Source organism: Zobellia sp. 1_MG-2023 (assembly GCF_030549125.1).
In the GTDB taxonomy this organism is placed as follows: domain Bacteria; phylum Bacteroidota; class Bacteroidia; order Flavobacteriales; family Flavobacteriaceae; genus Zobellia; species Zobellia russellii.
The window spans coordinates 771901-798065 of record NZ_JAUOSY010000001.1 but is presented as its reverse complement, the minus strand read 5'-3'; the positions used below and the strand labels follow the sequence as shown (position 1 = coordinate 798065).

Sequence of the window (26165 nt, the reverse complement as noted above, 5' to 3'; positions counted from 1 at the left end):
ACTTCTACATTTAAGCGCAATCAAGTTACTTTTTTAGTATCTTTGAATCTGTTTTAAAAACGAAAATATGACAACTTTACAGATATTTTTAGCGATAGGGCCATGGCAAATAGGGATTGTCGTTTTAGTAGTTCTTTTATTGTTTGGAGGAAAAAAGATTCCAGAACTAATGCGTGGACTTGGTAGTGGCATAAAAGAATTTAAAGATGCTTCTAAAGAAGATGAATCCCTAGAAGAGAAAAAAGAATAGCGTCACCCGCAATTTTTAATATATACTAAACCTTTGATTTGCATCAAGGGTTTTTTGTTATTTAAACTAATACCAATTGGTATTTTTAGTTGGTCGAGGATATTCTACACCTCCTTGATTTTAATTTTCTTACACTCATCCTTCTTTTTCTTGCTAACATCATTATACAAGGCTTACACCTTATGAAACGGGCATTTCACAACAAAAAACGTTGTACACAAAACCTTCAACCGAAATTTGCGTTATCAAAAGAATACTATTAAGGTAAAACACCTTTGTGTTCTGCCTTGATAACAATAGAATTCTATTAAAAATACTAGCCAAATTTTAAAATCTCCGGATTTTTTTCAAACATCCCAAATCATGAAAAAACTAATAGCTGCCTTTATTTTTCTATTGTCTTATGGCTCTTACGCCCAAGACTTTGAAAATATTGATTCCGAAGAAATCGTAACTTCCAATGAAACGGAAAACATCAACTTTTCCCCAGTTGATTCAGAAACCTTTTCAATAACCGAAACTTTTGAGGAAGCCGCCGATCGAAATGAAATTCCACACCGGACATTCAGTGGTTTAACCGGTGTTGAAAATGGCTATTATATTATTTCAGGCGTTTTTAGCAATGGTAAAACATTGAACAAGACGTTAAAAAAACTTCATAAAAAGGGATTTGATTCTGCCGGATACATTCTTAATCCAGAAAACGAGCTTAACTATGTTTACTTGGCGTATTACCCATTTGGCCTTGAAGCCGTAGATGCTTGCGCTTCAAATCTAGATGATACGTATACTAATGATAAGTGGATATTAGAAATAGAGAATAGTGTTGCCATAGGAGGAGACGAGGTTGATTTAAACGAAGAAGCGGAGTCTATTGAAAACAGCATTGCTCCAGTTGAAACCATAGCAGCAACATCCGATTTTTCAGAACTAGAAAAAACAGAACTAGTTCAAGAAGCTCAAGAAAGTGAAATTACTGTTCCTGCTTTTTCCTCTGACGTAGCAACGGACATTTCTGAAGTAGAAACTCCGGCCTCTACACTTTCCGAAACAACAAGCAAGACCAAACTTCTACAACGTGCAGACCACTATTTTGACAAAATGTGGTATGCCGAAGCAGCAGAACTCTATGAGCAAGCCTTAGAAAAAGGAGACAAGAATCGGTCTAGGGAAGTAATTCAAAAAACAGCGGACGCCTACTATTTTAACACCAATATGGAGAAAGCATACCAGTGGTATAATGTACTGTACGAAAACTACGGTAAAGAAATGTCATCGGAAAATATTTTCAAATATGCACACTCCTTAAAAGGTACGGGCAAGTATGCACGATCAAAACGTCTTATGCGTTTGTACAGTAAAAAGATAAAGGATGAACCTACTACAGAATTGTCCGGAAATCTTAAAGCTAACGAAAGTGAGTTGGACAATATCCTCAATACTAAAAAGGATTTTGAAATAAAGAATCTTGCGGTAAATACAGAATATTCAGATTTTTCTCCAATGTTCTTAGATTCTAACCAAGTGGTTTTCTCTTCCGCAAAAGACTCTTCCTTTTTTAATACCAGAAGGTATAAATGGAATGATCAACCTTATCTGGATTTATATGTAGCCAAAATAAACGAAGAGTCCAATGACCTCAAAAACGCTCTAAAATTTTCTAAGAAAATAAACACCAAATATCATGAAGCTTCGGTAACCTTTTCTCCGGATAACAGTACCATGTACTTTACACGTAACAACTACGGAAAAAAACTTAAGCGAGATAATAACGGTGTAAACCACCTAAAAATTTACAAGTCTACAAAAGTAGGTACGGAATGGACCGAAGCCGTAGAGGTTTCTTTTAACAGCGATAATTATTCTACAGGACACCCAGCTTTAAGCCCTGATGGAAAACAGCTTTACTTTGTTTCAGATATGCCCGGAAGTTTAGGTAAGACAGATATTTTTGTTGTAGATGTCCAAGAAGACGGTAGTTTCTCCGAGCCTAGAAACTTGGGTCCTACTATTAATACGGAGCAACGCGAAATGTTCCCGTTCTTTAACGGAACTAAACTATATTTTTCTTCCGACGGGTTTACAGGTCTTGGCGGTCTAGATGTTTATGAAAGTGCTTTTGATGCCGAAGAAGGTTTTGCAGAAGTCAAAAACCTTGGTCAGCCAGTAAACAGTAATAAAGATGATTTCTCTTATATCGTAAACGAAGAGAATCAACAAGGATACTTCGCTTCCAACAGGGAAGGTGGAAAAGGAGACGATGATATTTATTCGTTTAAACGATTAATCATAGAAGAAGTTCCTGAAAACAATAATGTCATTGCCGGATTTGTAACTGAAATGGTAACAGGCGAGGTAATGCCACAGGCCTTAGTACAACTTTTAGATGAGAATGGAATAAAGCTTAAGGAAATGGAAACGGAAGATGACGGGAGCTTTATTTTTGAAGACTTGAACGACACTACAAAATACACTCTTAAAACTACTCAAGACAAGTTTGTTGATAATGAAAGGTTAGTAGAAACTACAGTAAACGATACGGTAAAAGTTGATATCGCCATGAAGCGACTAGAAGAAATGATCGCTGTTGAAGATGGTATTAAGAAGATCAAAACGGAAATGATTTACTTCAACTTTGACAAATCTTACATAAGACCGGATGCGGCCAAGGAACTTGATAAATTGGTTAGTGTAATGAAAGAATTCCCAACTATGGTCATTAAAATTGAATCACATACCGATTCACGCGGTAGCAAAGTATATAACGAATACCTATCTGATAAGAGGGCTAAATCTACAAGAGACTATATTATATCTCAAGGTATTGATGCCAGCCGTATAGAAAGCGCAATTGGTTACGGCGAAAACAGATTGCTTAATGATTGTGACGGATCATCACCATGTTCTGAAGCGGACCACCTGCTAAACAGAAGATCGGAATTTATAATACTAAACATGTAAAAACCATAAATCCTAAACCAAACCGCTGCCTTAAAAGGCAGCGGTTTTTTTGTACCTAACAATCTACCCTAACCCGTTCCAACGTTAACAATCTTCCATAATACTACCAATACACCTAATATGAGTCTAAGAAAAATCAATTTCCATTTTAGGTATAAAAACAACTTGAAAGGCAAAAAGCGTCGTATATCCATTAGACAGGCCATTTATCTATGATTTAAAACAAGGCCACAAGCCACCTTTGTTTATCACCAGTTCACTTATTTTATATGGTTAGCCTCTTCTTATGCCCCAACATTGTACCCAATCTCAAAATTGATGGTATGAGGAAATTGTCACTTTTTAAGGAAATTTACGTAGAGGCTTTTAGAGACTTGACTTTTAGAATGCTCACAAAGTATTTTAAGGCTTATTCGTGGTTTTGTTTTGCTTTATTGATACTCGTGTATACGCATTTATTTACAGCGTGTCTACGGGCTTTGTATTCGCCTGACCAAATAATACAATTAAGAATTAAAAATGCCCATCTCGGTTGAGATGGGCATTTTTTATATGGATTTTTGCCAAAGAACTCTATTTCTCAGTTCCGGCCGGTTGTAACTCTAACGTTTTTAAAATTGCCTCTAACTCAAAAAGATCGTTTCGTTTTTCGGTTGCAGGGGCAAATACAAAGCCTTCTAAGACCAACTTTCTATTGTTCTGTTTATCGTTCAAAATGTAGGTCAAGAACGGTCCGGCCATAGGGTAGTTTTTTATATCCCAAAGGCCTCTTACTTCCACTCCCTTTAAACCGCCAATTTCTGTGGGGTATATATAAGGCGCAAAAGCAGGTTCTGTACGCATGTGGGTAATTTTTCCGGTAACATCCGGTCCGGGAATGTACTTGGCGCCCATAGAATCGCGCATAGCCACTATATCCTTAACCAGAGTAGAATCGGTACTAAAGCTGCTCTCAGGCATCTCATAAACGATAATATTGGCCGTACCCTTCTGTATTTCACGGTCAATCCACACAAAGTTATCCTCTTGTTTCCCTACTTTATAGATAGACGGTATTTTTAGTGTAATACCAAACTTATCCTGTAATACGGTTTCTTTGTTCAATGACCGCTCAAAACGGTCTTGGGCAGCCTCGATTTCCATGTCCTTAAAAGCCGTAATAATTTCATCTGCCTTTGCATCTATGTTTTCAAGAACCTCCTGCTTGGTAGTTCCTTTAATGACACCCACACGCTGCGGTGTAGCATACATATCCTTTTTAATATGTGCCAGGTTCAAAGAATCTTCGGCCACATAAAGAATAGACCGCGTATTCCTAATGGAACCCGTAAAGAACTTGGGTGCAATTTGGTCTATGGTAAATAATGGCTCATCCATGGGCATTCCAACAACGGGAGCGGCAAAATGGCTCCTTATACTATCGCCCACACTGCCTTTCCATAGTTCGTTGTCAATAACCACCACCATAGAGTTTATGGCTCCTACGGAACTAGGAAGGTAATTTTGGTTCTTAGAGTCTTTACAGGATAAAAGTGCTAGGGAAAAGAGTAAAAATAGTGTTCCAGCTTGTTTCATTTTGGTATAGGTTTACGATGAACATTCGCACAATTTTAATTTTGTGCCCGGTTTTAGATTCTTACCACTAATACCGTTCCATTGTCGTAAATTTTCAACAGAAATTCCTGGATATTTTTTTGAGATGGTCCAAAGTGAGTCTCCACTTCGCACGGTGTGGGTCTTTGTCCCAGGAGGAAAACTTTTTGGAGCAGCAGTTGTTTTTGTAGAAGCCACTGCCGCACTCGGCATTCTTCTAGGAAAAATGGTAAGTCTTTGTCCTATTCTAAGGTTATTACTACGTAACCCGTTCCACTGCTTTATTTGGCTTACACCAACTCCGTAACGTTCTGCAATTTTACCTAGAAAATCTCCACTACGCACTTTATAACGAATTCTGTTCTGCTCTGCCTCCTTCACCATTTGTGGCAACGGGCTTTCTTTGCTTTCCATTTCCTTTTTAATGTGGGCATAGATAGCTTCCTCATTATGCACAAAACCGCCCATAGCGTACTTTGGCAATCGTAAAGCATGGTTTTTTCCTTCAACAAATGGAATTACATCTAATTTATAAGATGGATTCAAGACCTTTAATTCATCTTTTCCCACGCCGGTCAATTCAGAAATTTGATCAAACGTAATTATACTTTTTACATGAATGGTATCGGTCTCAAAATAGGCCCTTTCTATTTTCTGACCTTTTAATCCGTGTTCCTCTGCATATTCAAAAAGGTACATCGTAGCAAAAAATGCAGGAACATAACCTGCAGTTTCCCTAGGCAAATAACGACGAAGATTCCAATAGTTCTTTTGCCCACCAGATCTTCTAATGGCTTTGTTTACATTACCCGGACCGGAATTATAGGCCGCCAAGGCCAAATCCCAATCACCATAAATATCATACAGTTTTGAAAGAAATTGACAAGCTGCAGTAGTTGCCTTTATAGGATCGCTACGGTCATCTACATAACTTGAAACATCCAATTTGTACTGCTTACCAGTGCCGTACATGAACTGCCATAGACCCGTAGCACCCACACGCGAACGTGCTCTAGGGTTTAACGCAGACTCCACAATAGAAAGATATTTCATTTCTAGGGGAATGTTATGGTTGTCCAATTCTTGCTCGAACAGCGGAAAATAGAACTGACTTACCGTTAACATGCGCTCCATTAAATCCCTTTTTCTAAAAAGAAACGATTTGATTACGTTCTCCAAAGAAGGGTTGTAAGCGATGTTAAAAGGTGTTTTTTGATTTAGTTTTTCCAAACGGGCCTTAAGTGTATCCGTAGGAAGTGAAGTAGGGTAGGTCTTATCATAATCCAAATTTTCTACCTCACGAAACATCTCATCGGAAAGCGCTGCGTTTGCATAAAGCTCTTTCATCCAAAGACTATCATATTTAGCGGCTTCGGGCAAATCTTGAAGCCGAAAAGATAGGTCTAGACTATCTTTTTTGAGACTAATGGGGCTATCGTTAATAGTTGTACTATCAAGGGCCATTTCTTCCATTTGCTCAATACCTTTCATATCCATAGCCAACGTATCGCCAGCAACTTCATTTATTGGGTTTGGCGACTGGGCAACGGAATCCTGCTCTTGTTCTTGCGCCATAAGTGGCAATGCCAAAACAAGGCTTGATAGAACTATGAAAAAACGTCTTTTGTTTTTTATCATTTAAACTGCATATATAGCGGTGCCAATTGCTTTAGTTATTAAAAGGGTTACAGCGCACTGTAACCCTCCTAAAATCGTACTTTTTTCTGAAAAAATAAAATTTTTATACAATTTAACGTTGTACACCGTTTATCGATAACGCCTTTATTAACCGATTATTGCAGCGATACCTGGCAGGCTTTTACCCTCAAGGCTTTCCAACATTGCCCCACCACCGGTAGAAACATAACTTACCTTATCATCAAAACCAAACTGTTTAACAGCCGCAACGGAATCACCACCTCCAACAAGTGAAAAAGCACCTCCTCTAGTAGCCTCATCTATATAGTTACCCAAAGCAATGGTTCCTTTTGCAAAGCTTTCCATTTCAAAAACACCTATTGGTCCGTTCCATAGAATAGTCTTTGATTCTAGAATAACTTCTTTAAAGATTTCAAGTGTTTTTGGTCCGGCATCCAAACCTTGCCATCCGTCAGGAATTTTGGTTACGTCTACTATTTGTGTGTTGGCGTCATTAGAAAAATCATCTGCAGCAACAACATCTACAGGAATATGTACCTTAACATTCTTTTCTTTAGCTTGTTTCAAGATTTCCATGGCCAAGTCCATCTTGTCATCCTCACAAATAGAATCACCTACTTGACCGCCCTTTGCTTTCACAAAGGTATAGGTCATACCTCCACCAATGATCAAGTGGTCTACCTTGTCTAAAATATTTTCAATAATAGTAATCTTTGAAGATACTTTTGCTCCTCCTAAAATTGCCAAAACCGGTTTCTCTCCAGTTTGCATTACCTTGTCAATAGCTTCAATTTCTTTGGCCAATAAAAATCCAAAACACTTGGTATCCTTAAAGAACTTTGCCACTATTGTAGTTGATGCATGAGCTCTGTGCGCTGTACCAAAGGCATCGTTAATATAAATATCACCTAACTTTGATAGTTTTTCGGCAAAGCCTTCATCCCCTTTTTCTTCTTCGGCATGGAACCTAAGGTTTTCTAACAACAAGATTTCACCGGGTTGAAGTTCCGCAACCGCTTTTTCGGCAACATCCCCAACACAATCAGTAACAAACTTTACGGTTACACCAATAACATCAGAAACCTTGTTGGCAATATGTTGCAAAGATAAATCCGGATTCTTTTGTCCTTTTGGTCTTCCCAAATGGCTCATTAGAACAGCACTACCACCATCTTCAAGTACTTTTATAATAGTTGGTTTGGCCGCTTCTATACGGTTGGCGTCCGTTACGTTAAAGTTCTCGTCCAAAGGAACGTTGAAATCAACGCGAATGAGAGCTTTCTTATTTTCAAAATTAAAGTCGTTTACAGTTTTCATGTTATGCGGTTTTAGAGAGCCGCAAATGTAATAAAAAGGAAGTTAGACTGGTAGTCCAAAACCAATAGACTGTAGATATTAACCATATTTATGATGTTGGTACGGTTGGATCGTATCTATTAAATAAGTTATCTTTGGCCCCATGTTGTTCAAAGATATTTTAGGGCTATCGCACATTAAGAACCATTTGGCCACCAGTGCCAATGCAGGTAGAATTCCGCACGCACAACTATTTGTTGGTCCGGAAGGTTCAGGAACACTTCCCATGGCCATTGCTTATGCGCAATATATTATTTGTGGTAATAGTGATGGAGAAAATACCGGAACCAACCAAAGTTGCAACCTTAAGTTTGAAGGACTCTCACATCCGGATATGCACTTTGCCTTTCCCGTTTCCAATTCGGATAAAGTAAAAAGCCATGCTGTGAGCGATCACTACATGAAAGAATGGCGTCAGTTTGTTAAAGAACAACCTTACGGCAATTTGTTTGATTGGTACCGTTTGATCGGTATTGAAAAAAAACAAGGTCAAATCGGTGTGGATGAGGCGCAGGACGTGGTTAAAAAACTGGTGTTAAAATCATACGAAGGTGGATATAAAGTGATGCTAATCTGGATGGCCGAAAAAATGAACACGGCCGCCGCCAACAAGCTTTTAAAACTCATTGAAGAGCCGCCAAATAAAACCGTCTTTATTCTTATTACCGAAGACGAGGAACAGATCATACAGACTATTCGTTCTAGGTGTCAAGTATTACATTTTCCTCCACTTGCAGAAGAGGTTATAGCCAATGCCCTTGTACAAAAAGAAGCGGTACGCGAGGAAGCATTGAGAATTGCCCACGAGGCCAATGGCAATTTCAACAAGGCCTTGGATTTAATGAACGAAGATTCGGAAGATCTGATCTTTGAAAAATGGTTCGTACAATGGGTACGGAGCGCTTTTAAGGCCAAGGGCAACAAAAGTGCTATTCAGGACTTGATTATGTGGAGTGATGAAGTGGCAAAGACCGGCCGCGAAACCCAAAAGAAATTTCTACATTATTGCATTGCGGTAATGCGCCAGGCCATGCTTATTAATTTTAATACCAAGGACCTTGCTTTTATGCGCATACATGCAGATGGTTTTAGCTTGGATAAGTTTGCCCCTTTCGTTCACGAGAACAATATTCTAACTATTGTTGAGGAGTTGGAGGATGCCATATATCATATTGAAAGAAACGGAAATTCAAAGATTGTTCTTACGGATCTATCCATAAAACTAACACGCTTGTTGCATAGAAAAGCGGCGTGATCTGTGTCATAATGGGGTTTTTTTGCTAACTTAATAGCAACCAACCCTAAATCCGCAAGACATGGACACCTTTCTCAACTCGGCAACCGAAATCCTAATTCTAATTTTTTTAATCATTGTTTTTGTTCAGAGTAGCATTGATAAAGTGTTTGATTGGAAAGGAAATCTTACTTGGTTAACGGAGCATTTTACCGGTACGCCCTTGGCAAGTTTAGTGCCCGCTCTTTTACTTACATTAGTGTTAGTGGAAATGGCCGCCGGTATTTTATGTGCCGTAGGGCTTTATCAAATTTTGATTGTAGGAGAAAGCACTATTGCACTCTATGGCAGTATCGTTTCCTGCGCCTCCTTGCTCATGCTCATGTTTGGCCAGCGCATGGCCAAAGACTATGAAGGAGCTAAAACCATAGCCGTTTACTTCATGCCAGCCATCTTTCTAGTCTATATTTTACAAAAATAAAAAAGGCGTCCACAGACTTTATCTGTGGACGCCTTTTGACATAAGAACGTTGAGCAATTACTTCTTGTACTTATCGTTCAATAGTTTTACGATTTCGTCAGTTAAATCATTGGCATCCGATCCGTATAATACACTACCGCCATCTCCTCCGCCAAGGATGTAAGAATAACCATTTGCTTTACCATAAGCCTTAACCTCTTTTTTAACTTTGCTAATGATACTATCCATTTCTGTCTGGCCCAATAACTGAAGCTGCTGGTCTTCTTGTTGCAATTGCTGACCTATCATTTGTCCTTTTTGTTGCATAGCACCATATTCTTCCTGAGCTTTTGCTTGAGACATTTTTTGAGCCTTTGCCTGAAAAGCTTGAGCTTCCATTTGAAATGCTTGCGAAATACTATCCCTTTTTTTGGTAAGTGCGTCTGCCTTTACTTTAAAGCTTGCCTCCACATCTATTTTTTCTTGGTACTCCTCCATCAACTTTACGTTGTCTACAAACCCAATTTTTTCCTGTTGACAAGAAACTGCTACCAACATTAAAAATACCACTACTACATTTTTCATAATTCAGTTTATTTTAATCTGCTTTTTATTTTCGTTATCCTATGTTGAAAACTTTGACTGCGAAAATTATCGCAATCTATTTTTCAAGCTGCGCAAAAATAGAAAAGCTTTTCTAATTGTTGTTAACTAATTTCTAAATCTGAACGAAGTGGTAGGGATTCAAAAAAATAATGTTAAGGATTCCATGTATTTTAGTAAAATATGTCACATAGAAAATACTTATGCAAAGAATCTAATACAATAAGTGATAGTTATTAAAAATAGCCTCCACAAAAGGCGGCAATTGATAGATTTTTGAGAAAGAATACACAGATAAGGCATTAGCTCAGAAAAAGCCTTAAAACGGCTAAAAATTGATTTTAGAGCAAAAATGGTCTACTATGACTCCCTTTTTAGAATATATAATACTGAAGAGGGGCGTCCATTAAAAACTGCACGAAAATTGGACCACAAACCAACACAGAACGCTTTTATAAAATTTTGCGTACCTGTTTTATATTTTTCGGAAAGCATGGAAACATAAAAAGCATCAAACCACATAGGTTTTGTTTTTACGAGCGTCATGCCTTGTTTGGAAAACACCTTTTCAATAGCTCCTTTTGAAAAATGCCAAAGGTGTCTTGGCACATCATAAGCTGCCCAAAACTCTTTGTAATGTTCCGCGTCGTAAGATTTATAATTGGGTACCGCTATAATCAAGGTGCCCTCCCCTTCTAAATGATCCAATATAATTTTTATCTGTTCATCTAGATTTGGTAAATGTTCCAAAACGTGCCAAAGCGTAATTACCTGGAATTTTTTTTGGGGCAATGCTTCAATATTAGAATGCAGCTCCATTTTCTTTTCTCGGGATCGCATCCGGGCATCATGGTTTGGCTCTACCCCTTTAACAGACCATTTCCATTTTTCCGCTTCCAGCAAAAAATCTCCTGTTCCGGCCCCAAAATCCAATAAGGTTTTTTTGCCCTTTGCATATCTATTTATCAAAAGAACTTTCTGGACTAAACTAAACCTTTTGACCAATTGATACATTTTATCAATGGCAGATTTAGAGGAATCCGTATGTGAAATGTATGCATCACTTTCGTAGTATTTTTGAAGATCTTTGGGTTGCGGTTTGGTCACCAACATTTCCAACTCTTCATCCAAAAGTAATTCAAAGTCTTCGCCGGAAATCGAGAAGTCTTTAGTTTTTAAAAATGGTTTCATTATAGTTGTGCGTGGTCAGGTATTCTTTTTTGAGAGTTCGAAGATAATTTAAAACTGCATCTCTAGAAAACGAATCTTCATGAAGACAATCTTTTTCTTTATCACTATACACCTCAATGGCAATATACCAATTATCCGTTCTTAAAATATCCTCTCCTCCAACATCGTCTAAATCATCTTCACTATCTAATGCGGCATTCAAAGTTGCACTAAAAATAGCAGGTGCTAGATTCAAAATTTTGGTAGGTATATCAACCTCGTAAAAAGCAAAAAAGTAATATTCGTCATCAATTAAAAAAGGTACATCGTCATATACATTTTCATCGCCCAACTGAAACTTTGTATTTACATAATTGTAAAAATGGTTGGCATCTTTGGGGTCTTCAAAAATAAACATGGTGCGTTTAGAAAGACTTCTTTTAAACTTCTTTCCTTTCTTTAATTTATAGTCACGAATAGCAGGTGCAACTCGGATGGGAACACAAGATTGTATGATTAAGACCAAGCACAAAATTGAAAGAATATGTCTCATTTTCAAAGTCCGTTTAGATTGAAAAAATACCTCAACAAAAACTGAGCCCAAAAACAATATCATGAGATGCATACCGTTCTATATTGACATTAAAAAGAAAAAGGATTTCTTGCAAACCCCTATTCTCGTGACCGAGCAAGAAACCCTTGTTTTTTCAATATCGCTTTACAATCTAGTGCCTTACGCACTAGTGTAGGCACGGGAACCACGTTATTTTTACAACACAAATGGCGTGGAAATTCTATATGTTCCACGTGGAACCTTGCCTAAATTACCTTCCTAAATACACCAACAACACACTAATATCCGAAGGATTCACGCCACTAACCCTAGCGGCCTGAGCAATGGTTACTGGCTGTATATTGTTCAATTTTTCACGAGCTTCAAAGGATAAAGACTTCAGCTTTGAATAGTCAAAATTAGCTGGGATTTTCACATTCTCAAGCCGCAATAACTTATCCGCATTGTTCTTTTCCTTTTCAATATACCCCGAATATTTAACCTGGATTTCGGTCTGTTCCAACACCTCTCTATCCAAATTGTTTTCCTCCACAAAACCAGAAACCGTCTCCAATTGAAGCATGTGGTCCATGGTTACTTTTGGGCGGGAAAACACCTTAAACATCTTATCGGATTGCTTCACCAAGGATGAATTTACACTAGCCAAAATTGGATTTATCTCTTCCGGCTTTACACTAGTTTCCCTAAAGAAATTGACAAAAGAATCAGATTTTAACTCCTTCTCTTCCATCCTAATCAAGCGCTCTCTTTTAGCCAAACCTATGTCAAAACCTTTCGGCGTAAGTCTTAAATCCGCATTATCCTGACGCAATAAAGTTCTATATTCCGCTCTGGAGGTAAACATTCTATACGGCTCTTCCGTACCCTTTGTAATCAAATCATCTATCAATACACCAATGTATGCTTCGTCTCTTTGAAGTATAAATTCTTCCTTTTCCTTAATCTTTAGGTGTGCATTTATACCCGCCATTAAACCTTGAGATGCCGCTTCTTCATAGCCGGTTGTACCATTAATTTGACCTGCAAAATACAGGTTCTCCACAAGCTTGGTTTCTAGTGTATGCTTCAATTGTGTAGGCGGAAAATAATCATACTCTATGGCGTACCCAGGTCTAAAGAACTTTACATTTTCAAACCCCTTTACGGACCGTAGTCCTTTAAACTGGACATCCTCCGGAAGCGATGTTGAGAATCCATTTACGTAAACTTCTACCGTATTCCAACCTTCTGGTTCTACAAAAATCTGGTGGCTATTCTTATCCGCAAATCGATTAATCTTATCTTCTATAGAAGGACAATAACGCGGACCAACACTCTTTATCCTACCATTAAACATAGGAGAACGATCAAAACCTTCACGCAATACATCGTGAACCATTTCGCTGGTGTGCGTCATAAAACAGTCCCGTTGAGTTTTTAAAATTGGCGTCTGTAAATAAGAAAACTTCTCAGGAATTGCATCACCGGGTTGAGGAATCATAACAGAATAATCTAAAGAACGACCATCAACTCTTGGTGGTGTTCCCGTTTTCATACGACCGCTATCAAAGCCAAAATCAAACAATTGCTCGGTAATTCCTGTTGCCGCTTTCTCTCCTGCCCTACCTCCTCCAAACTGCTTTTCTCCAATATGAATAAGTCCATTTAGAAAAGTACCGTTCGTTAGAATTACGGATTTAGAACGAATATCTACCCCCAAAGAACTCTTTACACCCACAGCTTTTCCATTCTCCACGAGGAGACCGCTAACCATTTCTTGATAAAAATCTACATTCAGTATATTCTCCAAAGCCAAGCGCCATTCCTCTGCAAAACGCATACGATCGTTCTGCGCACGCGGACTCCACATTGCAGGACCTTTTGACTTATTCAACATTTTAAATTGAATGGCAGACTTATCCGTGATTATTCCGCTCATTCCACCAAGCGCATCAATCTCACGCACAATTTGTCCTTTTGCAATACCGCCCATAGCAGGATTGCAGGACATTTGCCCTATAGTTTGTAAATTCATGGTCACCAAAAGTGTTTTGGAACCCATATTTCCAGCAGCTGCAGCCGCTTCCGCACCCGCGTGACCACCACCTACAACTATAACATCATATTCCTCTGCAAACATCTCTTCTCTTAAATAAATGTGATTATTTGATAATTCTAACCGCCCAAATTGCGCAACAGCAATTTGAAACTTTTATTGTTCCACGTGGAACAATTCAATTTTTTCATTCTCTTTACTGCGCATTAAGAGCACCTCCTCCTTGGACTTGTCCTTATATCCGAACAAATGCAGCACACCATGCGCCATAACCCGTAGCATCTCTTCCTCAAACGAAATGGATAATTGCTCAGCATTATCTTTAACTCTATCTACAGAGATAAAAATATCCCCGGCAATAACCTTTCCCTCTGTATAATCAAACGTCAAAATATCCGTATACGTATCGTGATTTAGATATTTTTCGTTCATTTCCAAAACCTCATCATCAGAGCAAAAAACATAATCCACTTGGCTCAAAATGCCATCTTCAGATGAAATCACAGCTTTCAACCAATCGGCATATTTCTGTTCATTATCCAAAGAAAAATCGGTTTTATAATGAAATTCAATCATTGCTTTTAAAGTATTCTTTAACCCTGTTTTGGAAATTTTGGCGCAAAGGTAAGCTTTGTCGATTTAAAATCTCAATTTCATTACGATAATTCTCTAATAATGAGGGTTTAGTAGTAATTGGATTCCGAAACTGATTGGTATTTGTATTACTCTCACGTTCAGGTTTTTTACCCTGCTTTAAAGCGGCATTCTCAAGCTTGAGCATTTCATACTGAATGTTATTCATTCTAGACTTGCTACGCTGCGTAATACCATTTTCCAAAAGGTCATTCTCAAAATCTTCCATTTGCTTGATTAGCTTTTGAGCAAGCTTTTTATCGCCAGCATTCATCATATCCTTAAGCTGCTGTTCCAACTCTCCACGTAATCTTTGCTGCTCTTTATATATCTCATATATTTCCTGCAATTCAGATTCCGAAGGTTTACCGTTACCCTGACCAGATTCTGAGCCTTGCTTACCACCTTCTCCTTGCCCATCTTTACCATCACCCTTTTCACCTTTACCTGACTCGCCTTGACCAGGTTTTTTGCCCTGACCATCCTCACCCTGTTCTTTTCCTTGTTCGGAACCTTTACCTTCCTTCCCTTGGCCATCTACTTCACTAGGTTTGCCCTCACCAGGTTTCCCCATACCATCCATTTTCTCCTTCAACTCTTGCTGTCCTTTGATAATGTCCGGAAGTTGAAATCCTTCGCCTTCACCCTCACCTTTACCAGACATCATACTTTGCTCCATATTGTCCAAAATATTCGCCAAGAAATCTGCTAAACTGTTAGAGGCATTTAGCACATACTTCTGATAAGATACACCTTGGTATATTTGATTCTCAGCAATGCTTTCCAAGGTTTTATCAACATTGTAATATACCTCAGTAATTTGCTCATTAACAAATTCCGAAAGCTCAGCACGTCGTAAGGAAAGCGCAAAAAGACTATCGTCTACATGCTCAAAAAGTTCGCGCAACTCTTGCTGCTTATGAATTGCACTTGAGAACTGCGGGCTATCCGCATCCACATCTTCCAAATTATCATACAATACTTCTTGTTTGAACGAGAAAGTAATCAAATTATCAAGTATTTGCCGGAGCATTTCAGCATCCTCAGTTATGGTTGATTCTCCGCCACCACTGGCGGATGATGAACTCAATTGCTCACTCATTTCTTTCATTTTCTGAGCTGCTGACTTTTGTTTTTTAGACGCCTTTTCTGAAGATTCTTGCTTATCCTTCGCGTCAGAACCTTCCGATTTCTCCTCTTTAAGCTCTTCTAACGCCTCCTCTTGGTCTTTTTTAACCTCACCCTCCTTTTCCTTGTTGCGGTCCAAATCAAGCGGCTTTTTAAGCTTTTGGTTGTCCTTTTGCAATTCATCCAGCTCCTTTTGAAGCTCGTCAAAAGCTTTATTAAGTTCCTTTTGCTCCTCTTCCTTGTTCAACGCATCCAACTTTTCCGAAGCCTTTTCCTGTTCTTCGGCCAGTTTTTCCAAATCCCTCGCAAGTTGGTCAACCTTCTCCGTAACATAGTATCTCTTGGTAAGTTCCAATAACTGCTCAAGGTTACGTTCACTATTCTTTTGCTTCTTTCCTAACTCCTCCAAACGCTTTGAAAGCTCCTCCTTATTGATTTTATCCGCAACTTTATTAAGTTCCTCAAGCAGTTTCTCGTTCTTTTTTGCCTCTAACTCCTGACGCTCTAGCCGTTCTTGAAGCAGTTTATTCAACTTATCATCACTATCCAACTTATTCAAGTTTTCCTTAAGTTGCTTACTGAACTTCTCCATCTGGCTTTCCTGCTCTTGCTGACGTTTCAAAAAATCCTTGACTTGGTTCTGGTCCGTAAAGCTCAATTGATTTTTTTCCTTTTGACCTTCATTGATTTCCTTTAAATCTTCCTTTTGTTCCTTGAACTTCTCCAAAGACCTATCCAGATTATTGATTAAAGATTGCTGGGATTCCAACTCCTTATTTCGCAATTGGTTTTCATCCAACAAAGCCAATGAATAGACCTGACTCTTCGTAGCTTTACCGTTGTGAATAGCATCATTATCAACCGCTTCAAAGTAGAAGCTATATTTTTTATCGGCCTGTATATCTAGGCCGGAAGGAAAAGTATAATAGAACTGGTCAAAATTGCTCTGAGGTGTACTTAACGGTATAATTTGTTTGTTTTCAGGGTTATCATCCGCATAACAAATCAATTTTATACTACTCAGTTTATAGTCATCCGAAGCTTCTCCGGCATAATAGGCAACGTTAGGATTTAACGAATCAAGGACCTGCTTTACTTTAATCGCTGGAAAAGCATCTCTTATAACCTTAAACTCATAACTTAATTTTTCATAATCGGTTACGTTTTTATTAGAAGTCGAAACTTCATACTCCAAATCCCTATAAACACGTCTATTTAGAGAAAACAAACCTTTGCTACTAGAAAAATTCTGAACGGTATCCTTGGTGATTAAACGTATAACCTCCGTATTCTCCCCATCTATGGACCAAGTTACCTTAGTTCCTTCAGGAAATACCGCATTTCCGGTACTTTTTAACGTTTCCGACGCTCTGCCCGTATAATTGGGATAATCCAATTTCATCTCAAAATCCTGAATAACGGGTGTCCTGAGCACATTTAACGTATACGTCCTTGAACGCACCTCATTTGCCAGAAAGTGAAAATCAACACTAGCTAAAGGAGGTGTAAACGTATAACGGTACCGACCGTTATCTTCCTGTAAAATAGATTGTTTTCCATCAATAACAATTGAAACGGATTCTGGTTTTACCTCACCTTCCGTACGGACTTCGATGGTAAATTCTTCTGAATCTAAAACCTCTAAATTAGTAGTGTTTAAAAGAAATGAGAACGGAGCCGGTGGTTCATATGCAAGCCTATAATTAACTACACGATCAGCAGAGCCAAAGAAAGGCTTAAGGTTTCCCGAAACCCAAATAACCAAAACAATCACAGCAGGAATTGCCAAATAATTTACATATTTCAGGTTTTCCCGAAAATCAACCGCATTCGTAAACGGAACAACGCTCATATTCCTGCTACGTTGTTCAATACTCGCTAATAATAATTCCGATTGGTCTTTATCCTCACCAAGGTCTATCAAATTGTACAACTTATCTCCTACTTCAGGAAAATGCTTGCCGATCAATAAAGAGGCTTGCCTATTGTTCATGCCCTGTTTCAACCTAAAAAGATAAAATAAGGGCGTGAGAATGTATTTGAACAACAACCACAGCTCAATACATACGAAACTTAACAAAAGTACTAAACGGCCCGTAGAATTGAGCCACAGGAGGTATTCCACACCAAGTACTGCAAAAAAGAACAGCAACCCAAACGCCAAAAAAAGCATAATACCTTTAATGAGCATTTTGGTGTAGTACTTTTTAACGAAACTATTAAGCTTCCGGAGTATGATCTGGTAACCTTCCATAGAATGTAAAGATAAGGAAAAAACGACCCGAGCACTCAGATGCCGATCCTCAGGAAGATATGAGCGGTTTGGTCAGTATACCTTGGGGAGCTAGGGTGCTTTTTATACCTTTGCCGGATAAATATTTTAGCCATGAGCCAAAGAGTACGCGTACGTTTTGCACCTAGCCCTACAGGGCCATTGCACATTGGTGGTGTTCGCACTGCCCTATTCAACTATCTATTCGCCAAAAAACACGGCGGTGATTTTATTTTAAGGATAGAAGATACTGATCAAAACCGTTATGTAGAAGGCGCTGAACAGTATATTATTGATGCACTTAACTGGTGCGGACTTACTTTTGACGAAGGTCCAGGTATAAAAGGAGATTTTGGCCCATACAGACAAAGCGAGCGCAAGCATTTATACAAGCAATATGCTGAAGAGCTTATAACTAAAGGAAAGGCTTATTACGCTTTTGACACAGCAGAAAAGCTTGATGCTCACCGTAAAGACCATGAAGCAAAAGGAAAAACATTCATTTATAATTGGCATAATCGCCTAAAACTGGACAATTCACTCTCGTTAATGCCCGAAGAAGTTCAAAAGCGCTTGGACGCCGGTGAAGATTATGTAGTCCGGTTTTTAACCCCACCTGATGAAAAATTGCAGCTAAAAGACAGGGTTCGTGGTACTATTGAAATAGATACTAATGTACTGGATGACAAAGTTCTGTATAAAAGTGATGGTATGCCTACCTACCACCTTGCAAATATTGTAGATGACCATTTAATGGAAATTACCCATGTTATACGTGGTGAGGAATGGTTGCCTTCATTGGCCTTGCACCAACAATTGTACGATGCTTTTGAATGGCAAGCTCCTGAATTTGCTCACTTACCGCTGATTATGAAACCAGTAGGAAAAGGTAAACTCAGCAAGCGGGATGGTGAAAAAATGGGCTTTCCTGTATTTCCACTTACTTGGAACGAATCCGTAGGATATAAACAAGCTGGCTACTTCTCTGATGCCGTAGTTAACTTTTTAGCTTTATTAGGATGGAACCCTGGTACGGAACAAGAAATTTTTAGTCTTGAAGAACTTGTTGACACCTTTAGTTTAGAGCGTGTAAACAAGTCCGGAGCACGCTTTGACCCAGATAAGACCAAATGGTACAATCAGCAGTATTTACAGACTAAGACTAATAAAGAATTGGCAGGACTATATGCCGAAATACTAGAATCGAAATCGGTATCCGTAGGTGATAAATCCGAAGACTATCTGGAAAAGGTCGTTGGTTTAATCAAGGAAAGAGCCGTATTCGTTTCCGATTTTTGGGATTTGTCAGACTATTTCTTCCAAGCCCCTACTACCTATGCTGAAAAGGCTGTTAAAAAACAATGGAAAGAAGATACACCGGAAATTTTAAACAGATTGGTATCCGTGCTAGAAGGTATATCTAACTTTTCCTCGGAAGCTGTGGAAACTACTGTAAAATCGTGGATTGACGAACAGGAATTATCTTTTGGAAAGGTAATGCCCCCATTACGTTTGGTCATTGTTGGAGATATGAAAGGACCACATTTATTTGATATTATGGCTATGATCGGTAAAGAAGATAGTATTCACCGTATTCAAAAAGCAATTTCCAGTTTAGCTTAAAAGCTATTCATTAACATAGTAAAAGGAGCAGTAATTGGGTAACCCCAATCTCTGCTCCTTTTTTTGGTATGTAACAAACACAAGAAAATTACTACATATCTATAAAGTGTTTTGTAAATTCATTCCATTAATTAAAAAATCAAAATCATGGGCAGTTTTATTTGGATACCAATTCTATTCTTTGTCATCGCCACTATTCTATCGGGCGTTTTTATCGTAAAGCAACAAACCGCTGTTCTTATCGAAACTTTTGGGAAGTTCACCAGTGTACGACAATCGGGAATTCAGTTCAAAATCCCCTATGTACAGCGTATTGCGGCAAGAATTAGCCTTAAAATTCAGCAATTAGATGTAATTATCGAAACCAAAACCTTAGACGATGTATTCGTAAAGCTAAAAGTATCCGTGCAATACGTGGTGATTAGGGAAAAAGTGTACGATGCTTTTTATAAACTTGAGTATCCTCATGAGCAGATCACTTCCTATGTATTTGATGTTGTACGTGCAGAAGTTCCAAAAATGAAATTAGATGATGTCTTTGTTAAGAAAGATGATATTGCTATTGCAGTTAAGTCCGAATTGCAAGATGCCATGTTGGACTATGGTTATGATATTATAAAAACTTTGGTAACGGATATTGACCCGGATGCCCAGGTAAAAGAGGCCATGAACCGTATTAATGCTTCAGAAAGAGAAAAAATAGCTGCCCAGTTTGAGGGTGATGCAGCACGTATTCTTATTGTAGAAAAGGCCAAGGCCGAAGCAGAGAGCAAGCGTTTACAAGGACAAGGTATTGCAGACCAAAGAAGGGAAATAGCTCGTGGATTGGAAGAATCCGTTGAAGTGCTGAACAAAGTAGGCATCAATTCCCAAGAGGCCTCTGCCCTTATCGTGGTTACACAGCATTATGATACGCTACAGTCTATTGGCGAAGAAACCAATACCAACCTTATTCTCTTACCAAATTCCCCACAGGCAGGTAGTGATATGCTGAACAATATGGTAGCATCCTTTACCGCAAGCAATATGATCGGGGAATCTATGAAGAAGACGCAGAAAGAAAAAAAGAACGAGTAAATACCAAAAACATATTTACACAAAATGAGCCTCCGGAACCGTGTTCCGGAGGCTCATTTCATATATTTTATGCTCTAATTAAACTTTTTAAGCAGCTTCTTGGCAACCATAGAAAGCGTCAATTTCTGTAAAATACCACTAAAGCCACCCAATAAATGTGTTGGGTACAGACTATTCTTGGTAATCTGAACCTGCATTTTAAGATTCTCTCGCTCTATATCCTGTTGTAGCTTCAAAATCTTTAGGTCTTGGTCTATCTGTTCGAACGATGTATATTTTTTCGGTATCATATCTCTTCAAAATAAAGTTCGGAAAAACGCGCCATTAAAGGCTTGACCAACGAACGGCGGAAAACAAACACTAAAATACCCACCAGGATATAAAAGCCCCCTACGATTAAAAATCCTAAGGCTGTATTTTCAAGTTCCGCTCCTATAAAAAAGCCAGCAGAAACAGACAAAAACAAAAGCGCAAGTACAACTGCAATAGCTATAAACGCTGCCTGAGCAAAGCCTGTAATACCTTTCATAAGCATTTTAAAAGCCTTTAGCTTATAAAACTCCCTACTACTCTCTATATAGGACTTAGCGCTAGCTTCGGCCTCTGAAATGCTTTCTTTTAGTTCGTCAAAAGCCATATGCTATTTTTGTAATTGGGCATTTTTCTTTTTCAATTCGGCCAATTTGTTCTCCAAGCTCATGATAATATCATCGGCTTTATAGCTCATATTGGAAATGGTATCTTCAAGCTTCTGCTCAAAGTCTACTTTTTTCTCCTCGGCCGTTTTGGTTAGCTCTTCTGTAGCTTGGGAAATTCTATGCGTTATATCATCTTTGGTCTTCAACGCATTTTTCTTAATCTTCTTTCTTGTTTTTTCACCTTTATCAGGTGCGTACAATATGCCAGCCCCTACTCCAATAATTGCTCCGGTAAGAACGGCCAACAAAACATTTCCACTATCATTTGACATAATCTCTATTTTTTAAATTAATACTTGACTAAAATTATAATGAGAAGTCATTACTTATTTTAAGTTAAAAACAACTCTTCTGTCTATATCATGCAAGTTAGGCCAAGTCTTTAAGTGACATTACCTCAATAAAATCAAAAATTGACGTTTAAATCAATTTATGAGCCATTTAGCGATTTTAAGAGCGTTTGAGGGATGAAGTCGGCCAGAGTGGATATGTTTATCGGCGGAAAACTAATTTAACAGGAAAAACGACCTAAGAAAGTCGATTTTAATATATCAAATCTATACTACAAATAATTTCGATAAATAAAATTTATACCTAATAATCTGAGAAAAAACAATAAAAAAACTCCTCTATAACTTGATGCTATAAAGGAGCTCTGAATTATAAGAAAAGTAAAATCTATTTACTCTGAAGTTTTGCCCAAGTATCTCTTAAGCCAACCGTTTTATTAAAAACTAATTTATCGGAAGTTGAATCTGGGTCCACACAGAAATAACCCAAACGTTGAAACTGAACACGGTCTCCAGATTTAGCGTCCACTAAACTAGGCTCCAAAAATCCTGTGATCACTTTTAACGAATCTGGATTAATGAATTCCATAAAATCCTTATCCTTATGTGTATCCGGACTTTCGTCCGTAAACAAACGGTCATACAACCGCACTTCTGCCTTTAGCGCATGGTTTACAGATACCCAGTGCAAGGTTCCCTTTACCTTACGCAAGCTTTCCTCGGTGCCACTACCACTCTTACTCTTAGGATCATAGGTGCACTGAATCTCAGTAATATTCCCATCAGTATCTTTTGTGCAGCTCTCTGCTTTAATGATATAACCGGATTTCAGCCTGACCTCTCCTCCTAATTTTAAACGGAAAAATTTACGATTGGCTTCCTCCTTAAAGTCATCTCTTTCTATATATATTTCCCTAGAAAATGGAATCTGACGTGTACCCGCCGATGCATCCTCGGGATTATTCTCTGTCTCCAACCACTCTACTTCTCCTTCAGGATAATTTGTTATCACTACTTTAACCGGGTCAAGCACTCCCATAACACGTGGGGCGATCTTATTAAGATGTTCCCGAACATGAAACTCAAGAAGAGAAACATCAATAAGGTTATCCCTTTTTGCAATACCAATTGTATCGGCAAAGTTTCGAATAGATTCTGGGGTATAACCGCGTCTTCGCAACCCTGATAAGGTACTCATCCTAGGGTCATCCCACCCAGTTACTACATTCTGCTCAACCAACTGCAACAGCTTACGCTTACTAACAACCGTATGGCTCAAATTACGACGGGCGAACTCACGTTGCTTAGGCCGTAATTTTTTAGGGTCTATCACTTGGTCCAGAAACCAGTCATACAATTCCCTGTGCATAGCAAATTCCAATGTACAGAAAGAATGCGATACTTGTTCTATATAATCACTTTCACCATGGGTCCAGTCGTACATCGGATAAATACACCAATCGGTATTTGTTCTATGATGCGCTTTATGTAACACTCGGTACATTATTGGGTCCCTCATTAACATATTAGAAGAAGACATATCAATCTTAGCCCTAAGTACATGTGTACCCTCTTCAAATTCACCATCTTTCATTTTCTGAAAAATAGCTAGATTCTCTTCTATGCTCCGATCTCTAAACGGACTATTGGTTCCTGGCTGTGTTGGCGTACCTTTTTGTTCCGCCATAGCCTCAGAAGACTGCTCGTCTACATACGCTTTCCCCTGTTTTATCAATTTAACGGCCCAATCATACAATTGCTGGAAATAATCAGAAGCATACCTTTCGGTATCCCATTTAAATCCTAACCATTCCACATCTCGTTTAATAGCATCTACATACTCCTGTTCTTCCTTGGCCGGATTGGTATCATCAAACCTCAAATTTACAGGCGCATTGTACCGTAATCCCAACCCAAAATTCAAGCAAATAGAACTTGCATGGCCAATATGCAAATAGCCGTTTGGCTCCGGTGGAAAACGAAAACGCAAATCTTGCGTTGAATAGCCGTTTTTCAGGTCTTCTTCAACAATATGTTCAATGAAATTCAACGCTTCTACTGCCTCGCTCATAGAGTTCTTTTTTAGAGCCACAAAGGTACATAAAATGCCGTAATCAGGCATCTTTCTATTTCCATTCATACAAATACCTGCGTTTCACAACAATTATATCCCTTGCTACAACATTAAATTCCCCACGCGTGTATTATATGCCATATTTGTTATTGTATTCTCTATGTCAAAACCCAAATCTGACATTGAAACCTGTAGTAAACCCAAAACTACGCCTACTTATGAGACAGAAAAGAATTAACATTCCGCAAACAATTTTGGCCGCATTTCTAATGCTGCTCACCACACAGATTTCTGCACAAATTGCATTGGAAGCCCCGGTTCCCGCAGATAACCCAAATTTATCAGGGACCAACACATGGCCAAGAGCTTGTGCCGATAGTGGTTTTAACGAGTTTTTTGTTACCATAGAATGGGCCGGTGCAGCAAATTCTGATAATCAGTTCATTCTTGAATTATCTAATGCAAGCGGTTCTTTCGCTACTCCGTTAGAACTATCTACTGTAACCGATCAAAATAGCAATACAGAATTTACAACCAGCTTTAGCCTTCCTACAGATACTAGGGGAGCTAACTACAAGATGCGTATACGGAGTACAAGCCCAGCATCAACAAGTCCAGAATCAGCTGGGTATTCCATGTACTATTTAGGGTTTGATACCAACTTGCACATGAGTCCCAATGGAGATGGAACAACCCCAGGAAGTGTACAGGCTTGTGGTGGCACGCAAATTACGCTTAGCGTAGACAACGTGCCGGCTGGAGAATTAAATACCTATCAGTATTCTTGGTATAGAAGTGGGACATTACTTTCCGAAACCGGACCCACTATCCTAACAGATGGAGCCGGAGAATATTTTGTATTTATAGATTACGGAGATTGTACAGGTTCTGCCAATACAGAATCTAACCATATTATTGTTAACTCCGGTACCAGTACCGGTATTGCTATTAACCCACCGGCAACTACATCTGTATGTGCCGGAGATACCGTTGCTCCATTAGAAGCAAATGTTCAAGATGGTAGTTACATATATACATGGTATAAAGATGGTACCGAAGTACAGGCATCTCAAGCAGGTGGTTTTACCTATACTATAGATACCAATGACCCTTCGTTTACGGGAGACTATACTGTTGAAGTTAGAGGAACAGGTATTTGTACAGAAACTTCTGCAGCTGTTGCTATGAATAACGCCGGTGCATTTACGGTTACAAGAAATAACAATGCCAATCTTGTAGTGCTTCCATCGCAAACCCAAACCTTGAATGTTACAACAGATGCCAATGCTCCAACTTATGAATGGTTCAGAAATGGTACGCCAATACCAAGTTCCAATAACGCTTCCTTAACCGTTAGCCAAGCAGGAACTTACCATGCAGCCATTACCCAAACGGGAGGCACATGCTCGTCAACAACCATAAATTCAGAAAACACAGAAGTTGTTGCTCCTACGGCTTTTAGAACCGAAATAGCCTATGCCACATCCTATGAGTCATGTAGCAGTACTAGCATAGCTTTGACAACGGATAAAATTTATGCCGTCCTAGCTGATGGTTCAGAAGTAGATGTAACCGCAGACGTAGCTTCATCATTTACCTATCAATGGCAAAAAGATGGTATTGATATAGCATCTGAAACATCACAATCCATAAGCTTAACGGACAGTAACGAAAACGGAAACTACACTGTAGAAACTGACTTGGGAGGTATGAACGCGACATCAAATACCTTAGGGGTTCAACTTGCCAGTGAAGCCTTAACTATTAGTAGTACGAGCACCGTATATTGTAGTTCTTCAGATGTTATTACCCTATCTACTACAACAGATTTATCTTCTGAAACTTTTGATTGGGAACGCAACGGTGAAGCCATAAACTCATCAGATGCGTCATTGTCCATTACTCAAGAAGGAACTTACCGATTGGTAGTTAGAAAAGGCAGCTGTTCACAAATATCTAATGAGATTAACATTACACCATTAGATCCGGACCTAATCACTTTGGATATAGATGGCGATGTGATATTTCCAGAAGGAAGCTCTAAAACGGTAAACGCAAGTGGAGGTACCGCCTACAGATGGTTAGATGCCAACAATATTGAAATAAGCGGCTCTTCATCCGCCACTTTTACCACAGAGGGTAACTACTTGTTAATAGCAAATATTGACAATTGTGAAATTAGTAAACCTATAACAGTAACCTATTTAGATCTATTTAATATACCTAACGTTATAACGCCTAATGGTGATGGGGCCAATGATCAGTGGATCATCCCTAACTCGTACTCAAACAAGTCTGATGTACGTGTCATTATATATAACGCAAAAGGTGTAGAAGTCCTCAATTCAACTAATTACCAAAACAACTGGCCCGAGTCTTCAATGAGTTTCGCCAAGCAAAACATGGTATTCTACTATGTAATTAAAAATGCTAGTGAGACATTGAAACAAGGTACCGTAACTGTTATCAGATAAC

The 26165-nt window shown here is 38.7% G+C and carries 21 protein-coding genes; 8 read left to right on the top strand and 13 right to left on the bottom strand.

Annotated elements, in window-relative coordinates; translation table 11 throughout:
• Positions 1-67 precede the first annotated feature (67 nt).
• The 3 genes from tatA to Q4597_RS19730 all read left to right on the top strand — a co-directional run bounded on the left by tatA (position 68) and on the right by Q4597_RS19730 (position 3747).
• Positions 68-250 carry a twin-arginine translocase TatA/TatE family subunit gene (gene tatA, locus Q4597_RS03200; RefSeq protein ID WP_303404706.1) on the top strand — a complete coding sequence of 61 codons (183 nt, stop codon included), beginning with the start codon at positions 68-70 and terminating at the stop codon, positions 248-250.
• A gap of 363 nt (positions 251-613) precedes the next feature.
• Positions 614-3211 carry an OmpA family protein gene (locus tag Q4597_RS03195; protein ID WP_303404705.1) on the top strand — a complete coding sequence of 866 codons (2598 nt, stop codon included), beginning with the start codon at positions 614-616 and terminating at the stop codon, positions 3209-3211.
• 269 nt (positions 3212-3480) lie between these two features.
• Positions 3481-3747 carry a DUF6747 family protein gene (locus tag Q4597_RS19730; RefSeq protein WP_368506671.1) on the top strand — a complete coding sequence of 89 codons (267 nt, stop codon included), beginning with the start codon at positions 3481-3483 and terminating at the stop codon, positions 3745-3747.
• Between the two features lie 37 nt (positions 3748-3784).
• Here Q4597_RS19730 and Q4597_RS03190 read toward each other — a convergent pair whose 3' ends face one another.
• The 3 genes from Q4597_RS03190 to Q4597_RS03180 all read right to left on the bottom strand — a co-directional run bounded on the left by Q4597_RS03190 (position 3785) and on the right by Q4597_RS03180 (position 7780).
• Complete coding sequence (locus Q4597_RS03190; protein ID WP_303404704.1) at positions 3785-4786, bottom strand: DUF4837 family protein; 1002 nt, start codon at positions 4784-4786, stop codon at positions 3785-3787.
• Between the two features lie 12 nt (positions 4787-4798).
• Entirely contained in the window at positions 4799-6442 is a 1644-nt protein-coding gene (locus Q4597_RS03185; RefSeq protein WP_246560208.1) for a LysM peptidoglycan-binding domain-containing protein, read from the bottom strand.
• 147 nt (positions 6443-6589) lie between these two features.
• Positions 6590-7780, bottom strand: a complete 1191-nt coding sequence (locus Q4597_RS03180; RefSeq protein ID WP_303404703.1) for a phosphoglycerate kinase — start codon at positions 7778-7780, stop codon at positions 6590-6592.
• Between the two features lie 142 nt (positions 7781-7922).
• Here Q4597_RS03180 and Q4597_RS03175 point away from each other — a divergent pair, with 142 nt between their 5' ends.
• Together Q4597_RS03175 and Q4597_RS03170 are read left to right on the top strand one after the other, a co-directional pair.
• Positions 7923-9074, top strand: a complete 1152-nt coding sequence (locus Q4597_RS03175; RefSeq protein ID WP_303404702.1) for a DNA polymerase III subunit delta' — start codon at positions 7923-7925, stop codon at positions 9072-9074.
• A 61-nt stretch (positions 9075-9135) separates the two neighbouring features.
• Positions 9136-9534, top strand: a complete 399-nt coding sequence (locus tag Q4597_RS03170; protein ID WP_289037806.1) for a DoxX family protein — start codon at positions 9136-9138, stop codon at positions 9532-9534.
• Positions 9535-9591: 57 nt separating this feature from the next.
• On the opposite strand, the gene Q4597_RS03165 is transcribed toward Q4597_RS03170, so the two are convergent.
• The 6 genes from Q4597_RS03165 to Q4597_RS03140 form a co-directional block, all read right to left on the bottom strand.
• Positions 9592-10098: an OmpH family outer membrane protein gene (locus Q4597_RS03165; protein ID WP_215436739.1), complete on the bottom strand. Its 507-nt coding sequence runs from the start codon at positions 10096-10098 to the stop codon at positions 9592-9594.
• Between the two features lie 378 nt (positions 10099-10476).
• Positions 10477-11307 carry a class I SAM-dependent methyltransferase gene (locus tag Q4597_RS03160; RefSeq protein WP_303404701.1) on the bottom strand — a complete coding sequence of 277 codons (831 nt, stop codon included), beginning with the start codon at positions 11305-11307 and terminating at the stop codon, positions 10477-10479.
• Positions 11285-11839 carry a hypothetical protein gene (locus tag Q4597_RS03155; protein ID WP_303404700.1) on the bottom strand — a complete coding sequence of 185 codons (555 nt, stop codon included), beginning with the start codon at positions 11837-11839 and terminating at the stop codon, positions 11285-11287. Before Q4597_RS03155 ends, Q4597_RS03160 begins: the two co-directional genes overlap by 23 nt.
• A gap of 271 nt (positions 11840-12110) precedes the next feature.
• Positions 12111-13979 (bottom strand): tRNA uridine-5-carboxymethylaminomethyl(34) synthesis enzyme MnmG, encoded by a 1869-nt coding sequence (gene mnmG, locus Q4597_RS03150; RefSeq protein ID WP_303404699.1) that lies wholly within the window; start codon positions 13977-13979, stop codon positions 12111-12113.
• A gap of 72 nt (positions 13980-14051) precedes the next feature.
• Positions 14052-14471, bottom strand: coding sequence for an rRNA maturation RNase YbeY (gene ybeY / locus Q4597_RS03145; protein ID WP_289037799.1), 420 nt, complete (start codon positions 14469-14471; stop codon positions 14052-14054).
• A complete protein-coding gene (locus tag Q4597_RS03140; protein WP_303404698.1) occupies positions 14464-17910 on the bottom strand; it encodes a DUF4175 family protein in 3447 nt (1148 codons plus the stop codon). The genes ybeY and Q4597_RS03140 overlap by 8 nt, the downstream gene beginning before the upstream one ends.
• Before the next feature lie 132 nt (positions 17911-18042).
• Between Q4597_RS03140 and gltX the strand changes: the two genes are divergently transcribed.
• Complete coding sequence (gltX, locus tag Q4597_RS03135) at positions 18043-19551, top strand: glutamate--tRNA ligase (protein ID WP_303404697.1); 1509 nt, start codon at positions 18043-18045, stop codon at positions 19549-19551.
• A gap of 147 nt (positions 19552-19698) precedes the next feature.
• Positions 19699-20628, top strand: coding sequence for an SPFH domain-containing protein (locus tag Q4597_RS03130; protein ID WP_215436759.1), 930 nt, complete (start codon positions 19699-19701; stop codon positions 20626-20628).
• 74 nt (positions 20629-20702) lie between these two features.
• On the opposite strand, the gene Q4597_RS03125 is transcribed toward Q4597_RS03130, so the two are convergent.
• The 4 genes from Q4597_RS03125 to Q4597_RS03110 all read right to left on the bottom strand — a co-directional run bounded on the left by Q4597_RS03125 (position 20703) and on the right by Q4597_RS03110 (position 23687).
• Entirely contained in the window at positions 20703-20918 is a 216-nt protein-coding gene (locus tag Q4597_RS03125) for a DUF6327 family protein (protein ID WP_215436761.1), read from the bottom strand.
• Positions 20915-21265 (bottom strand): hypothetical protein, encoded by a 351-nt coding sequence (locus tag Q4597_RS03120; RefSeq protein ID WP_215436764.1) that lies wholly within the window; start codon positions 21263-21265, stop codon positions 20915-20917. The genes Q4597_RS03125 and Q4597_RS03120 overlap by 4 nt, the downstream gene beginning before the upstream one ends.
• Before the next feature lie 3 nt (positions 21266-21268).
• Positions 21269-21598: a YtxH domain-containing protein gene (locus Q4597_RS03115; protein WP_215913429.1), complete on the bottom strand. Its 330-nt coding sequence runs from the start codon at positions 21596-21598 to the stop codon at positions 21269-21271.
• A 406-nt stretch (positions 21599-22004) separates the two neighbouring features.
• Positions 22005-23687 carry a glutamine--tRNA ligase/YqeY domain fusion protein gene (locus tag Q4597_RS03110; protein ID WP_303404696.1) on the bottom strand — a complete coding sequence of 561 codons (1683 nt, stop codon included), beginning with the start codon at positions 23685-23687 and terminating at the stop codon, positions 22005-22007.
• A gap of 221 nt (positions 23688-23908) precedes the next feature.
• On the opposite strand from Q4597_RS03110, the gene Q4597_RS03105 reads away from it, so the two are divergent.
• Positions 23909-26164: a gliding motility-associated C-terminal domain-containing protein gene (locus Q4597_RS03105; protein ID WP_303404695.1), complete on the top strand. Its 2256-nt coding sequence runs from the start codon at positions 23909-23911 to the stop codon at positions 26162-26164.
• The last annotated feature ends 1 nt before the right edge of the window (position 26165 follow it).

What these genes read in the sequence shown, in the direction of transcription:
- gltX (WP_303404697.1), top strand. Translation starts at nt 18,043, where the DNA reads ATGAGCCAAAGAGTACGCGTACGTTTTGCACCTAGCCCTACAGGGCCA.
- Q4597_RS03190 (WP_303404704.1), bottom strand. Translation starts at nt 4,786, where the DNA reads ATGAAACAAGCTGGAACACTATTTTTACTCTTTTCCCTAGCACTTTTA.
- Q4597_RS03140 (WP_303404698.1), bottom strand. Translation starts at nt 17,910, where the DNA reads ATGGAAGGTTACCAGATCATACTCCGGAAGCTTAATAGTTTCGTTAAA.
- Q4597_RS19730 (WP_368506671.1), top strand. Translation starts at nt 3,481, where the DNA reads ATGGTTAGCCTCTTCTTATGCCCCAACATTGTACCCAATCTCAAAATT.
- Q4597_RS03105 (WP_303404695.1), top strand. Translation starts at nt 23,909, where the DNA reads ATGAGACAGAAAAGAATTAACATTCCGCAAACAATTTTGGCCGCATTT.
- Q4597_RS03165 (WP_215436739.1), bottom strand. Translation starts at nt 10,098, where the DNA reads ATGAAAAATGTAGTAGTGGTATTTTTAATGTTGGTAGCAGTTTCTTGT.
- Q4597_RS03125 (WP_215436761.1), bottom strand. Translation starts at nt 20,918, where the DNA reads ATGATACCGAAAAAATATACATCGTTCGAACAGATAGACCAAGACCTA.
- Q4597_RS03175 (WP_303404702.1), top strand. Translation starts at nt 7,923, where the DNA reads ATGTTGTTCAAAGATATTTTAGGGCTATCGCACATTAAGAACCATTTG.
- Q4597_RS03110 (WP_303404696.1), bottom strand. Translation starts at nt 23,687, where the DNA reads ATGAGCGAGGCAGTAGAAGCGTTGAATTTCATTGAACATATTGTTGAA.
- Q4597_RS03180 (WP_303404703.1), bottom strand. Translation starts at nt 7,780, where the DNA reads ATGAAAACTGTAAACGACTTTAATTTTGAAAATAAGAAAGCTCTCATT.
- Q4597_RS03120 (WP_215436764.1), bottom strand. Translation starts at nt 21,265, where the DNA reads ATGGCTTTTGACGAACTAAAAGAAAGCATTTCAGAGGCCGAAGCTAGC.
- Q4597_RS03115 (WP_215913429.1), bottom strand. Translation starts at nt 21,598, where the DNA reads ATGTCAAATGATAGTGGAAATGTTTTGTTGGCCGTTCTTACCGGAGCA.
- tatA (WP_303404706.1), top strand. Translation starts at nt 68, where the DNA reads ATGACAACTTTACAGATATTTTTAGCGATAGGGCCATGGCAAATAGGG.
- ybeY (WP_289037799.1), bottom strand. Translation starts at nt 14,471, where the DNA reads ATGATTGAATTTCATTATAAAACCGATTTTTCTTTGGATAATGAACAG.
- mnmG (WP_303404699.1), bottom strand. Translation starts at nt 13,979, where the DNA reads ATGTTTGCAGAGGAATATGATGTTATAGTTGTAGGTGGTGGTCACGCG.
- Q4597_RS03195 (WP_303404705.1), top strand. Translation starts at nt 614, where the DNA reads ATGAAAAAACTAATAGCTGCCTTTATTTTTCTATTGTCTTATGGCTCT.
- Q4597_RS03170 (WP_289037806.1), top strand. Translation starts at nt 9,136, where the DNA reads ATGGACACCTTTCTCAACTCGGCAACCGAAATCCTAATTCTAATTTTT.
- Q4597_RS03185 (WP_246560208.1), bottom strand. Translation starts at nt 6,442, where the DNA reads ATGATAAAAAACAAAAGACGTTTTTTCATAGTTCTATCAAGCCTTGTT.
- Q4597_RS03130 (WP_215436759.1), top strand. Translation starts at nt 19,699, where the DNA reads ATGGGCAGTTTTATTTGGATACCAATTCTATTCTTTGTCATCGCCACT.
- Q4597_RS03155 (WP_303404700.1), bottom strand. Translation starts at nt 11,839, where the DNA reads ATGAGACATATTCTTTCAATTTTGTGCTTGGTCTTAATCATACAATCT.
- Q4597_RS03160 (WP_303404701.1), bottom strand. Translation starts at nt 11,307, where the DNA reads ATGAAACCATTTTTAAAAACTAAAGACTTCTCGATTTCCGGCGAAGAC.